The 13434-nt window shown below is 66.6% G+C and carries 11 protein-coding genes; 1 reads left to right on the plus strand and 10 read right to left on the minus strand.

Annotated features, from left to right (window positions below):
- Window positions 1–114: 114 nt before the first annotated feature.
- The 4 genes from ACZY0B_RS15510 to ACZY0B_RS15525 all read right to left on the minus strand — a co-directional run bounded on the left by ACZY0B_RS15510 (window position 115) and on the right by ACZY0B_RS15525 (window position 3802).
- Window positions 115–981 carry a cyclopropane mycolic acid synthase family methyltransferase gene (locus ACZY0B_RS15510; RefSeq protein WP_463765021.1) on the minus strand — a complete coding sequence of 289 codons (867 nt, stop codon included), beginning with the start codon at window positions 979–981 and terminating at the stop codon, window positions 115–117.
- A gap of 10 nt (window positions 982–991) precedes the next feature.
- Window positions 992–2773, minus strand: a complete 1782-nt coding sequence (locus ACZY0B_RS15515) for an acyl-CoA dehydrogenase family protein (protein ID WP_463765022.1) — start codon at window positions 2771–2773, stop codon at window positions 992–994.
- A gap of 64 nt (window positions 2774–2837) precedes the next feature.
- The gene (locus ACZY0B_RS15520) at window positions 2838–3212 is read right to left on the minus strand and encodes an FHA domain-containing protein (RefSeq protein ID WP_463765052.1); all 375 of its coding nucleotides are present in this window, start codon (window positions 3210–3212) and stop codon (window positions 2838–2840) included.
- Between the two features lie 122 nt (window positions 3213–3334).
- The gene (locus ACZY0B_RS15525) at window positions 3335–3802 is read right to left on the minus strand and encodes a hypothetical protein (protein ID WP_463765023.1); all 468 of its coding nucleotides are present in this window, start codon (window positions 3800–3802) and stop codon (window positions 3335–3337) included.
- Window positions 3803–4016: 214 nt separating this feature from the next.
- Between ACZY0B_RS15525 and ACZY0B_RS15530 the strand changes: the two genes are divergently transcribed.
- Window positions 4017–4286: a DUF1918 domain-containing protein gene (locus tag ACZY0B_RS15530; RefSeq protein ID WP_463765024.1), complete on the plus strand. Its 270-nt coding sequence runs from the start codon at window positions 4017–4019 to the stop codon at window positions 4284–4286.
- A 41-nt stretch (window positions 4287–4327) separates the two neighbouring features.
- Here ACZY0B_RS15530 and ACZY0B_RS15535 read toward each other — a convergent pair whose 3' ends face one another.
- From ACZY0B_RS15535 to ACZY0B_RS15560, 6 genes are all read right to left on the minus strand, one after another.
- A complete protein-coding gene (locus tag ACZY0B_RS15535; RefSeq protein ID WP_463765026.1) occupies window positions 4328–4834 on the minus strand; it encodes a hypothetical protein in 507 nt (168 codons plus the stop codon).
- A gap of 185 nt (window positions 4835–5019) precedes the next feature.
- A complete protein-coding gene (locus tag ACZY0B_RS15540; RefSeq protein ID WP_463765053.1) occupies window positions 5020–8256 on the minus strand; it encodes an arabinosyltransferase domain-containing protein in 3237 nt (1078 codons plus the stop codon).
- Between the two features lie 5 nt (window positions 8257–8261).
- Window positions 8262–11612 (minus strand): arabinosyltransferase domain-containing protein, encoded by a 3351-nt coding sequence (locus ACZY0B_RS15545; RefSeq protein ID WP_463765027.1) that lies wholly within the window; start codon window positions 11610–11612, stop codon window positions 8262–8264.
- A gap of 81 nt (window positions 11613–11693) precedes the next feature.
- Complete coding sequence (locus ACZY0B_RS15550) at window positions 11694–12320, minus strand: maleylpyruvate isomerase family mycothiol-dependent enzyme (protein WP_463765028.1); 627 nt, start codon at window positions 12318–12320, stop codon at window positions 11694–11696.
- Window positions 12317–12805, minus strand: a complete 489-nt coding sequence (locus ACZY0B_RS15555) for an SRPBCC family protein (RefSeq protein WP_463765029.1) — start codon at window positions 12803–12805, stop codon at window positions 12317–12319. Before ACZY0B_RS15555 ends, ACZY0B_RS15550 begins: the two co-directional genes overlap by 4 nt.
- Window positions 12802–13128: an ArsR/SmtB family transcription factor gene (locus tag ACZY0B_RS15560; protein WP_463765030.1), complete on the minus strand. Its 327-nt coding sequence runs from the start codon at window positions 13126–13128 to the stop codon at window positions 12802–12804. The genes ACZY0B_RS15555 and ACZY0B_RS15560 overlap by 4 nt, the downstream gene beginning before the upstream one ends.
- Window positions 13129–13434: the final 306 nt, after the last annotated feature.

Genomic DNA, 13434 nt, shown 5'->3' on the forward strand with positions numbered 1-13434 from the left:
GGCACCGGGAAACCTCGGGGCACATCGTTCGCGAATGCGATATCACATGCGATATCGCCTTTGAGAAGTGTTCTAGCCCAACCTTCTTGGTGCTGATGTGGCCGGTGTTAACAGCTACTTCCGCAGGGTGAATTGGTTGAGGTCGATGTAGCCCTTGCGGAAGAGATCCGCGCAGCCGGTGAGGTACTTCATGTACCGCTCGTAGACCTCTTCGGACTGAATCGCGATGGCCTCGCTTTTGTGTGCCTCTAGGCTCGCGGCCCAGACGTCCAGGGTCTTGGCGTAGTGCCGCTGCAGCGATTGGCGACGCTTCAACTTGAAGCCGGCCTTCGCCGAGTGGTCCTTCACCATCTGGATGGTCGGCAGGGCGCCGCCGGGGAAGATTTCGGTCTGCATGAAGTCGCCGAACTCGACGATCTTCATCGTCAGCGGCAAGCCGGAGGCGATGATTTCCTTCTCCGAGAGTTTCGTGATCGTGTGCAGCAGGAACGTGCCGCCGGCCGGCAACAGCTCATACGTCCGCTCGAAGAAGGCGTCGTAGCGGTCGTAGCCGACATGCTCGAGCGGCCCGATCGCCACGATCCGGTCCACCGGCTCGTGAAACCGCTCCCAGCCCTCGAGCAGCGCTCGCCTGGAACGCGGGCTATCCAGTTCGTCGAGCATCTTTTGCGCGTGGGTGGCTTGATTCTTGGACAGCGTCAAGCCGATGACGTTGACGTCGTATTTCTCGATGGCCCGCAACATGGCGGCACCCCAGCCGCAGCCGAGGTCCAGCAGTGTCATGCCCGGCTGCAAGTCCAGCTTGCTGAGCGAGAGGTCGATCTTGGCGATCTGCGCCTCTTCGAGCGTCATGTCCTCGCCGCCAAGCCAGTAGGCGCAGGTGTACATCTGGGTGCGGTCGAGGAACAGGCGGAAGAAGTCGTCAGATAGGTCGTAGTGCGCCTGCACGTCCTCGAAATGCGGCGTCAGCTCGTCAGCCATGTGCATCACTCTAAGACGAACTCGGTTGAAGCGCCCCGTCCACCAACTCATCGAACCGCTCCAGCGCCGCCTCGGAGTCGGCGTCGATACCGCGCAACGGCCCGCGGTCGGCGAGGTAGCGCTGGGCATACAACGCGGCGACCAGTGCCTTGCGCTCACCGCCGCGGGTCTCCCGCTCCCAGGCGGCCTGTTCGATCAGCAGCGCGCCCGCGTAGACGTCGCCCATGAATTGGGCCAGCGGGAACAGCCGCGCCTCGGCGACGGTGCCGTCGAGTTTGGTCCAGGCCGTGATCGCCGCGTTCAGATCTTCGATGCGGCGGGCCACCAGGCCGGTGGTCTCGTCGTCGTCGGACACCGACACCGCGTCGTGCAGCCGCGCCAACAACGTCTCGTGCGCCTGGGTCTGCTCGATACCGCGGCGCACATCCAGACACAGGATATTGTCCGGGCCCTCCCAAATCGTGTTCACTTGCGCGTCGCGCAAAAGCCTTGCCACCGGCCAAGTCTCGATGTAGCCGTTGCCGCCGTGGATTTCGATCGCATCCGAGGCCGCGGTGATCCCCAGCCGGCACACCCTGAGCTTGGTGACCGGCACCGCGATGCGCTGTCGAATGACCTTCGGCTGGCGATGGTTGGCTGCTCCGGTGCCGTCGAAAACCATTGCCTGCGCGGCTTCGACGTCGACGATCAGCTCGGCCAGCTTGCGCCGCATCAACGGCTTGTCGATGAGCGCGCCGCCGAACGCCTGCCGTTGCCTCGCGTAGCACAGCGACTCGACCAGGGCGCGGCGCGCGTTGCCCAGCCCGAACAACGCGATCCCGAGGCGCGCGGCGTTGGTCAGCTCCATCATCCGGCCCAGGCCCTTGCCGTCGGATGGGCCCGCATCGCCGGTCGGCTTCTCGGACAACAGAAACGCCTCGGCGTCGACGAACTCGACCTCGCCGGAGGCCACCGAACGAGTGCCGAGCTTGTCCTTCAACCGCCGCACCCGCACGCCGTTGCGCGTACCGTCGCGGCGGGTGCGCAGCACCAGGAAGTTGGCGATGCCGCGGGTGGAGTCGGGAGCGCCCTCGGGTTTGGCCATCACCACGAAGGCCTCTCCGGCGCAATTGGACGCAAACCACTTGAACCCGTTGAGCAGCCAGCTGTCGCCGCTGCGTGTCGCAGTCGTCTCCAGCGCCCCGAGATCGGAGCCGCCGGTGCGCTCGGTCAGCAGCTGCGCCGTCTCGCCCGCCCACTCGCCGGAGGAGAACTTGGCCAGCACATGCTCGGCCACGTCGGCCGGCGCGTAGGCGGCCACCAGCGACTGGACCATGCCACCGCCGGTGCCCAACGCGCAGCCCATCCCGATGTCGGCCTGGTTGAGCAGATAGTTGGACGCGAACAGCGCCAGCCCCGAGCTAACTTTGGCCTCGCGCGCATCGGTGCGCAGCGCCTGCTGGGCATCCAGCACCGCGCGCTTGGACTGCGTGAACGACTCCGGCATGACGACCTGGCTGACATCGTGTCCCCACCGGTCGTAGCGCTCCAGCCGGGGCGGGTTGCGGTCCGTCTCGTCGGCCCACCGTGCCACCGGACCGCCCATCAGCTCACCGATACGCGCCAAATGTGGCTCTAAGACCGCTAATTCGTCCGGCTGCAGGTAATAGGCCATGGTGAACTGCAATGTGGGGTCGGTCAGGTACCAGTTGAGGCCGACGGCGCCCCGGTAGCTGTCCGTGCGATAGCGGTGCGACTTTTCCGGGGTGGAGAAGGGCAGCCGATCCACGGCCTCTACGTCGTAGTCGCTCATCCCGCGACGGTATTACAGCCGGGACGCCGGGTGAAGACGCTGCGCCGACCGGCCCGGTGGCTTGTCAGCCCTTGGCCGGCCCGGTCAGAAAAACCAGCCGGAAATTGCCGATCTGTACCTCGTCGCCGCTGCTGAGCAGCGCGGTGTCGACAGGTTCACGGTTGAGATAGGTGTTGTTGAGGCTGCCGAGGTCAACGACGTGGAATTTACCGCCTTCCCTGCGGAACTCGGCGTGCCTGCGGCTGACCGTGATGTCGTCGAGGAAGACGTCGCTGGCGGGATGCCGGCCCACCGACATCACGGGCTTGTCCAATCGAAACTGCGATCCGGTGTTAGGACCGCGCTTCACCACCAGAATGGCCACCCCGCTTCCCAACGTCTGCATATCCTCGACGGCTGCCTCCGCGACGGCCGCCGACGTGTCGAAATTGCCGTGCATCTCGGTGCGCGAGGCGGCGGGGATCTTGCCGGTTCCTTCATCGAGAACCCGACGCACCGCGTGCCGATGATCAGTCGTCAGGTGCGGGACGTGTTCTGCTGCCGCGGTCATGTCGCTACGCCTCAGGCGGCTTGCGTTAGATTCGGCCCGGCGCTCACCGCTCGTGGCTCGGGTTGGCGCGGGGCCGGCGCCCAACCCACGTAGGTCAGGTACAGCCCCACCAGGGCGAATGCGACGCAGAGCGCCATCCACCAGCCCTGCGCGCCGATCATGCTGTTGGCGGCCGACGCGAAGACTTTGGGAAAAGCGAAAAGAAGCAGTCCACGCAGGGTGACGAGCCAGCCGATCAGGGACACGCTGATCGCCGCGGCGCCCTTCCAGTATTGGTGGGCTGCCACGATGACGAGGCCGAACACCAGGATGAAAGCGCCGGCCACCCACGACCACAGTGGGCTCGCCTCGAAGTCCGACAGGACCGTCTGCATGTCCGATGCGCGTGCGACGGCCGTGACATCGATGATGACCAGGAATGGGCCGAGCACGCGGGCGAACATGCGTGTCCTGGCCTGCGGTTGCGTTGAAGCATCCATATGCCGTGCCTCCATCTGATGCTGGCTCTTCACATCTCATGGGAGCATTCGACGGGAGTGACACGGTAGGGACCGAAGTCCCGTCCGGTTGGGGTATTTGTCAGTTCACAAGTCTTGACAGGGCAGGCATCGTCAGCGGTGACCTATGGCCCTCCCTCAGCGGGTGGGCCGGGGCGCATGATCGGCCGAGTGGTCACTGACTAAGGAGACGACGATGAAGGCCAATGTGGGTGACTGGCTCGTGCTCAAGGGCACTACGACCGAGTTAGCGGATCAGCGTGGCTTGATCACCGAGGTGCGAGGGGCAGACGGCGCACCGCCGTATGTGGTGCGCTGGCTTGCCAGTAACCACGAGGCGACGGTGTTTCCGGGCTCGGATGCCATCGTCGTGACCGCGGCCGAACAGCGACGGTCCGACGAACAGGTGCGCGAGCGCGTCAGCGCAATACAGGCGCAACTGACTCATCACCATAACGGCGCGTAGATCAGACGGCCGGCCACACTCCCACCCGCTGGCCGCGGTTCTTATACCGGCGCGACGAACTCCGAGGTGTAGTACTCGGCCGGGTTCTGGGAGTTCGGATTCGGCCGATCGATAATCACCCAGACGCCCGTCGTGCCCGGCCGAATAGTGTCCGACACGGTCGCTGTTCCGTTGCCGGCCCCGTCGGTGTCAAAGCCGGAAAAGGTGACGCCCGGATCCCCGGGGCCGCAGTTGCCCGCCGCCGGCCGAGGTTCCTGGATCAGGCCGACGTCGAAGTGGGTTCCCGGGTCGGGCGCATCCGACAGATGCACCTCCGCGATCGCTTTCCCGCCGGTGGAATGAATGATCACCTCGCCGGTGCCGAGAGCGGACCGCGGCACCATGGGCACGGTGCTCACCAGGCTGAAATCGCAACGCCTGAGCTTGCTGTCCAGGACGACAATCGTGCCGGCTTCGGCCCCGGCTGTGGCGATCCCCGCGGTCGCCACCGGGAACATCGACGCGGTGAATGCCGCTCCGCATACGGCTAAGCGTTTACGCGTGTGCATCGGATCGCCTACTTTCCGCTGTGTTATTCGGATCACAGCGGAGTAGATATTGACCTTTATTTGCCGCAATTAAACCAATTCGGAGGAATTACTCGAACGTCAATTAATGCTGTTATTCGACCGGTGACAAATTGCGACCGCATGAATTGCAAAACTCATGCAATGCAAGCGTTTCCGCGCGGCTATTAAGGCTTGATCCGGATCTCGCCGGGCGACCACCAACCGGTGCGGGTTGCCGTGCCCAGGTCGAGCTCAGCGGGCTGGGCGTCGGCGATGGTGTCGAACTTTCGCAGCGATCCCCAGTCGCGGCCCCAGTCATGCGACAGGTAGGTGGACATCACGTGCGCGCGCAGCAGCAAGTCGGTGATGCCCAGCAGGCCGCCGTTGACGCCGTCCTGCCAGGTGTCGGTGTCCTGCTTCTTCGCCGTGTAGTCCGGGGTGATGCGGAACTTCGGGATCTCGGTGACGCCGTTGACGTGCAGCATCGGCTGCTGGCACGGGAACGCGAGCCCGACGGCCCAGTCCATCAGCACCGGCTGCGTCGAGCCGACGTACTCCTGCAGCGAGCGCAGCTCCGGTACCCGCGGCGGGGTCACCGCGATCCAGTCGTCCGGGGTCAGGGACAGGTCCTCGGCGACCACTCGCACCGCGACCGCGTCCGCGGGCATGTCGGACCGGGCGAAGCGCAGGTTGCGCCAGACCTTCGGCTGTTCCCCGTACAGGTCGTAGGGCACCAGCCGGCCGGCCGGCGCCACGGTGCCATCGGGACCGGGTCTGCCGAATTCCAGCACCACGGTCTGCCCGTTGGTGTGGTGGTGCAGGATGCTGTTGCCGGCGATCGTGCCCGCGGCGGTCACCACCACCAGAGGATGTCCGGCGTCCGGCTTAGGCAGCTGGTACCACGCCGAGCTGAGCCTGCTCTGCTGTTGGGCGCCGTTGGTGTAGCTGCCCGCCATCGGCACCTGATCGGGGTTGAGACCGTACGGCAGCGGTGCCGTCGACCCGTTGATGCCCGGCGCCTTCAGCTTGGTCGGCCCGTACCAGTCGTAGTCGGTCCCGGGCTGCGGCACCGACGTCTCCCGAACCGCTTCGGCCAGAGTGCGTTCCGGTACGCCGTTGGGGGTGAACCCCGTTGGATTGACACCACCCAGCGCGCCCAACGGGCCGTAATCACCCGGCTCTCCCGTTTTGTAAGGCGCCATGAAGCCGGCGTTGCTGTCCGGCTCGACGAGCACGTCGTCGGCTAGACCGCAGCCGCCGCTGAACTCGCGGAGGTTGTCCCAGGCATTCGAGTAGGTGGGGTACTGGCGCACGATACCGGCCACCATCGACGCCACGAACACCAGTGCCATGAAGCCGGCCGCCAGCGGGATGGGCGCCGCCGTCAGCGCCCGCGCCAGCCGGCCCTCGCCATGGCTGGTGTCCGCGAAATGCAACCAGGCCGCGTACACCGCGGTAATCGCGAACAGCGCGAAAAAGATTGTGCTGATCGAGATTCCGCCGACTTTAGGCATGGAGCTGTTGAACGGCACGCCATAGCTCGAGACGTACCACCAACCGTTGGTGGTGGCGAAGCACAGTGCCAACACGAACATCAGCGCCGCCAGGAACGCCATCCGATTGCGCGACCAACGCAGCACCTTCGGCGACACGAGCACCGTCGTCAGGGCGGCCATCGCCGCGCCCACCGCGGCGAACAGCCCGAAGTGATGCACCCACTTGGTCGGGGTGAACATCAGGAAGAACATGGTGCCGAAGATGACACCCATCAGCCGCCACGCCGGCCCGCGGGCCACGCCCGGAACTCGCTTGCGGCGCAACATGATGAACACCGCCGTGAACAAGCACAGCGCGGTCAGCAAGAAGCCGAACCGGCGCGACAGCGAACCGTCGACGGTAGGCAGGATCAGGTAGTAATAGCGCAGGTTCTCGGTGTACCACGCCTGGCTGGGCCCGACCGCGGTGCGAATCCTGGTGGCTTCCAACACCGTTGACAGTGTCTGGTCGGCGAACACCACGGTGAGGATGACGAAACCGGCGGCCAGCATCGGGGCCACCAGCGGCCAGGTCCCCACCAGGCGATGCCGCCGGACCAGAATTCGCAGGATCGGACGACCACCGGCAACCAGCGCCGCGACCGCGATCAGCCCCGTCGGCTGGACGCCCAGGGTGAATGCCGCGGTCACCACCGCCAGGGCAGCCGGGGTCAGCCGAGAGGCGCACATCGAGCGCTCGATCAGCACCCAGGTGAGAAGTGAGCCCAGCGCGATGATGGGTTCGGGACGCAGACCGTTGTCGAACGGCATCCACGCGGTCAGCAAGACGATGCCCGCCGCCCAGTTCGCTGCCTTGCTCGACGTCACCGCGGGGCCCAACCGGGGCAGCACCTCACGTGACAGCAGCAGCCAGCACACCAGCCCGGCGATCAGGTCGGGCAGTCGTATCCACAAACTGTCGTCGCTGACGTGGGTCATCACCGCCAGCAGGTTGTAGTACCAACCGAAGGGGTCCTCCGGGCTGCCGAACCAGCGGAAGTAGTTGGACATGTAGCCGGCGTGGTCGGCGACCCGGGCCATGCCCAGGATGTAACCGTCGTCCGAGGAGTTCGCCCCGATTACATGCCAGAGCACGAAGCCGAAGATCACCGTGGCGTCGGCGAGGGTGAATTTCTTCCAACGAGTCGGGATCAGCCGATGCATCCGGCGACCGTCCAGCTGGTCCAGCCGCCACAGCGCGACCAGCGAGACGATGGTGGACAGGATGGCGCCCACCATCGCCAGCAGCTTGAGTGTCGTTGGGGTGGTGGAGAACCGGGTGTCGATGGTCGCCGAGAACCGCAGTCCGGGTGGCGCGGGACCGGTCAGATCGGTAAACACCCCGACGATCTGCGGGCGCAGGTTAGGGTCGGAGAAACCGCCGGACTGTGGCTTGCCCGCCGGGTCGGTCAACCCGACGAAGGTGGCGAAAGTGCCGGCGCGCGTGGAGGTTATCTCAATGCGCTGGCACTGTTGAGACTCGGCTTGCTCGCGGGACACGCTGGCGATCACGACATTGCGGTCGGTGACGTCGACGCGTTTGCTGTTGACGACGACGAACAACGCGTTGAGCGCGGCGTCTTTGCCTTTCTTCGGCGCGGTGCTCAGCACCACGCCGCCGTCGGCCGGCAGATCACGGATCAGGGTGCAGGGCACGCTTGCCGTCACGTCGACGGGGCTCAGTGAAATGAGCGGCGCCGTAACGTTGTTCAGTTGGCCATTCTGCGGCCAGTTCAGCATCGCGGTGGTCTGCACGACCGGCAGCAGCGGTGTCGCGACAGACAACACGAAGCCGATCAGTCCGGCGATCGTGGCAACCCACCGGGTGACCCGGACGCCATCACGGGTGACCCGGCCGCCGGCGGCTGTCTGTTCTTCGTGGTTGATGACGCTCACGGTAGTGCCCGAATCGGTCCTTGCCGGCTCCAGCCGTTCACGGTCAACACACCCTGTTCGATGACGGCGTTGGGCGCCTGATCACTGGGCACCAGCGGGTAGTACTGCTCGACCGATCCCCAATCGCGATACCAGTCGCCACTCAGGTAGGTCGAGACCGTCGAGGTCCGCAACAACGTCTGGGCGAACAGGAACGGACCGCCGGCCTCGCCGGCCTCCCACCCGTTCGATGACGCCGCCGTCTGTTTGTGATCGGGCAGGATGCGGTACCCCGGAAGTTCGGCAACGCCAAGGTGTTCGGAGAACGGCCGCTGGCACGGGAAGTTCGCGGCGGTCGCGATGTCCATCAGCACCGGGTTCTGCGATCCGATCAATTGCTGCAGGGTCTGCAGCACCGGGACCCGCGGCGGCGTGAACGCGAACCACTGATCCTCACTCAGGTTTGGGTCGTAAGCGACGATGCGCGCCACATTGGCCTCCGGCGGCGCCCAGGTCAGCGGGAACCGCAGATTGCGCCAGGCCGGCTCCGGCCCGATGTCGATGGGCTGCACCTCCGCGAGCGGCGCAGTGGTCCCGTCGGGGCGGGTGACACCCCATTGCAGTTTGAGCGACTGCCCGTAGGTGAAGGTGCCGTCCTCTTTGTACGACCAGATGGCGCCCGCGGCGGAGACCACCACCAGCGGCCGGTCCGGTGTGCGAGCAGGCAACTGGTACCAGGACGAGGTGGCGGTGGCCGCCAGCGAATTCTCGCCGTAGCTGCCCATCACCGGCGTGCGGGCCGGGTCGAGGCCGAACGGTAGCGCCACGTTCGACCCATTCACCCCGACCGGGCCTTTCCCGCCGGCCGTGCCCGCGGAGTCACTCATGGCGGCGTTGGGCTTGTTGGGCGACGCGTCGGAATTCACCACGCCGGGTTTGGTCACCACCGGGTATGACCTCAAGTCGTCACCCACCCCGTCCGGTTTGAACCCGACCGGGTTATTACCGCCGAGTGGGCCGCCAGGGCCGAACGTCTGCCCCGGAACAGGTTGCAGCAGGCCAACATTGGGGTCAGGCTCGGTCAGCACGTCGTCGGCCATCGCGCAGCTGGCGGGCGAAAGACCGGACGTGATCGCGGCGAGGTTCGCCTTGGCGGTGGTGTAGAGCGGGTAGCGGAACGCCGCACCCTTGGCCAGCGAGCCGACTTCGCCAAGCACCATGATCGTCGCGACCACCAGCAGTGGGGTGGACGCCAGGACGCGGTTGCGCCGGCTCTGCTTGATCTCGGTGTGCCCGGCGTAGTCCATGCGGAAGTGCAGCCAGGCGGCCAGCAGGCCGGTCGCGATCGACAGCGCAAGGAACATCGACGTCACCGGGTGACTTGCGACGACGGGCTGGATGTCGAACCACGGCACCCCGTAGTTGCCGACGTAGAACCAGCCGTTGATGCCCGAGGTCGCCCACGCCAGCACGAACAGCAGCGCCGTGACGTACAGCGCTAGGTTGCGGCGGCTGTGCAGACCGATGCGGGCGACGGCGAACGCGGTGACCGCGCCGAGCACGCCGGCCAGACCGGCGAACGCACCGAACTGCACGGCCCACTTCGTCGGCGTGAACGTCAGCAGCAGCAGGCCAAGCGCGGTAGTGCCGATCAGCCGCCAGGCCGGACCGCTGGCCAACCCGGGGACCCGGCCGCGGCGCAGCATCACTACCAGCATCCCGAACAGACAGAGGAACAGCACCAGTACCGCGAAGCGTCGCGCCATCGACCCGTCGGGGTTCGACTCGACCGTGAGGAAGTAGTAGCGCAGCCAATCCTGGTACCAGGCGATCGTCGGCCCGACCTTGTATTTGATGCGTGCCGACTCGGCGACCGTGGCCAGGGTCTGGCTGCGGAACACCACCACCAGGATCAGCGACAGTGATGCCGCCAGCACGGCCAGCGGCGCGAGTAACCCGTCAGTCGCCCGCCGACGCCGGATGATCGTCGCGATGGCCCGGGCCCCGGTCAGCAGCGCGGCGACGGCGATCAACCCCTGCGGCGCCAGCGTTGCGGCGAGCATCGCCACCACGATGGCGACCGCGGCGGGAGCCAGCCGCTGCAGTGCGATCGCACGCTCGACCAGCATCCAGGTGGCGATCACGCCGAGGGCGATCAGCGGCTCGGGGCGCAGGCCGTTGTTGAACGGCAGCCACGCGGCCAGGAAAACCACGCCGCCGGTGAGCACCGCCACCGTGTTGGATCCCAGGCCGCCCTTGCCGGGTCCCAGCCGGCGCAGCCCCCAGTGGCTGATGATCAGCCAGCAGGCGATTCCGGCCAGCGTGGCCGGCAGCCGCATCCACACGCCCGCGGTGCTGACCGAGGCGAGCTTGGAGAGCACCGAGAGATACCAGTCGAACGGGGCATCGGTGGTCCCGAAGTAGCGGTAGTAGTTGGCGACGTAGCCGGCTTTCGGCGCCACCCGCGCGATGGTCAGGTTGTAGCCGTCGTCTGACGAGGTGGCGCCGATGACGTGCCAGACCAGCAGCGTCGCGATCACACCCGCGTCGGTAATCAGCCTGGGGGCACCTCCCGCTTGCGGGGGACTGGCCCAGCCGATCCGCCACCACGTCGCGCGCTGTTCACGCGGGCGGTAGCGGGACAGCCAGGCGATCGGGGATCGCCAGTTGACCAGCGTGCCGCCGCGGCTGTGACGGTCCAGGACGGCCAGCGCGATGATGGCGACCAGCACCGCCAGCGCACCCGCCGCCATCACCAGCCTCTTGAGGGCCGTCGGCGTCGTGATGAACCGGGTGTCGATGTCGACCCGGACCGACAGCCCCGGTTGGGCGGGCACCTTGAGATCGGTGAAAACTCCGCCGAACTGCGGCTTCTTCTCGGCGGACAGGATGCCGGCGGCACCCGGGATGCCGACGAAATCGGCGCCCGCGGCGCCGGCGTCGGCCCAGACGTGCAGCACGCTGCAGGCACCCGCGGCGATGGCCGAGCGCTTCGCGACCGCGGCCACCGTGTCCCGGAACGCGACGACGACCACGTCCTTGTCGGCGCGGACGAACAGGCCGTTCTTGCCCGAGTCCACGCCGCCGGTCGGCAGGGTCGACACCACTAACCCGCCGCTGGCCGGCAGGGTGGCTATCGCCGGGCAGGGAACGGAGATGTCGAGTGCCCGCGGCGCCCCGGACACCAGGGGTGCGGTGATCTGGGTGACGTGCCCGTCCACGATGCCTTGCGGCCACGCGATGGTTGCGGTGGTCTGCTTGACCGGGAGCAACGGAACGCTGAGGCACAACAGCAGGCCCGCAAGCCCGGCGATGACGGCGACCAAGCGGAGGATCCGCTGCGATCGCTGTTTACCGTCTTGGGGCACGGGGTCCGATGGTAAGCGACGGCCCCTTGTCGGGTGAGGACGCGGGGCCGCGCAACGGGTGGGTTGGCGCGCAGCGGCGTGCTATTCGGGCATCCTTGCAGCCAGAGTGGCGCAGCCGGGGCCGCTGAGATCGGCCAGTGCCGCGCGGCGGCCCGACATCGCCATCAGCAGCGCTTCGCCCGGGCCCGTCACCTCGGGTCCGCGGCCATGCGCCCAGGCGACGTCGGTGGCCCGCAGCTGCAGCCCCCTGATCCGGCGGCCGGCACCCAGCCGAGGGTTACCGGGTACCACGCCGAGCACCCGCTCTAGCCGGTCGGCCGGAACGCTGCGCGGCCGACCCAGCGAGCGGCGGATGTCCTGGTGATGGATCGTGCCGTCGACGAGGGCGATCATGCCGCCGAAACCCGCGGTCAATCCTCGCGGTTGGAGGTGGTTGCGTAGAAATGCCAACAGCTGTTGTGGGCTGAGCGTCGCGAATTCGTCGACGCCCACCTGGTTCGCCCGCACAACCCAGCCTTTGGCGAAACGCTTCAGCAGGCCCAGGGTGCCGAGCTCTTCGTAGCTGATCACATGGGCGACAACATCTTTGACGGTCCACTTGGAACACAGGCTGGGCACCTGCCAGTCCTGCGGCGCCAGGGTGGTCAGAAAATCCGCGAGGTCGGCCCGTTCGGCGTGGGCCATGCTCATCATGGAAGCGGCGCTCATTGCCCCGCTCCGGCCGTCATGAGGCCGACATAGCGATGCAGGTACAACGGCCAGCCCGCGTCGCCGTCGACGCCGTCGGCGATCGACTGCCAGCCCGCGCCGTGCCGCTGTAGGTGGCGGTGCTCCAGGTCGACACGGGTGCGATTTTCGGACTCCGCGGTGAAGCGCACCTCGACCTCGCTGGTCCGCGAGGGGTCGGGTTCCACCTGCCAAGCCGGGCTGATGTCCCAGCTGAACACCAACCGGTGCGGCGGGTCGTAAACCAACACTCGCGCCCAGCGGCACTCGCTGCCGTCCGTGCCGCGGTCGTAAATGTGGCCTCCCGCATGCGTTTCGAACACAGTCTCGGCGATCGGGACCGCCAGCAGGTTGTGCTCGCGCGGCTTGAAGTCGCCGAACTGCTCGGTGAAGACGGCGAACGCACGCTCGATTGTGGCGTTGACGATCACCCGGTGCTGAATCTCCGGGATTCCCGGCTGCGTCATGACGCATCTCCTTCGATCTCGTTGAACGTGGCCGCGTAGTTGGCCAGGGCCTGCGTCCAGAACCGGTCCAACTCGGCGCGCAGCGCCTCGAGGCCGGTGGGGTCGAGCTGATAGACCCGCCGGGTTCCCGCGGCGCGGTCGCGCACCAGCCCGGCGCCCTTGAGCACCTTGAGGTGCTGTGAAACGGCCGGCCTGCTGACGGGTAGGTCCCGGGCCAGTTCACCGACGGCCGCCGGACCATGCGCAAGCCGATCCATGATGGCCCGGCGCGTCCGGTCCGCCAGGGCCAGCCATGCGTCGCCTCCGGATTGGTAAGCCACCACGAACCGTAAGCTTACGCTTACCAATGACGCGGAACAATGCCCCCGAACCGCCTGGGCGCCGCTAAGTAGTTGGGATCGGTAGTGAATCGCCGCTGATCTGCTGATTCGAACAGCCGATAGCCCATAAGACGGGGTTCATCCAGGTGAATACTGATCGGCAGCATCCTGAGAAGAGGCGCGAGGCGATGTCACACAATCACACCACCAAGAAGATCTTTGCCGGGGTGGTGCTGTCTGGTGTCGTGGCCGGCGGAATGGGGCTCACCCTCCCAACCGCACAGGCCCAGCCCGGCCCTGCGCCGTCTG

Source organism: Mycobacterium sp. IDUB_19 (assembly GCF_055419445.1).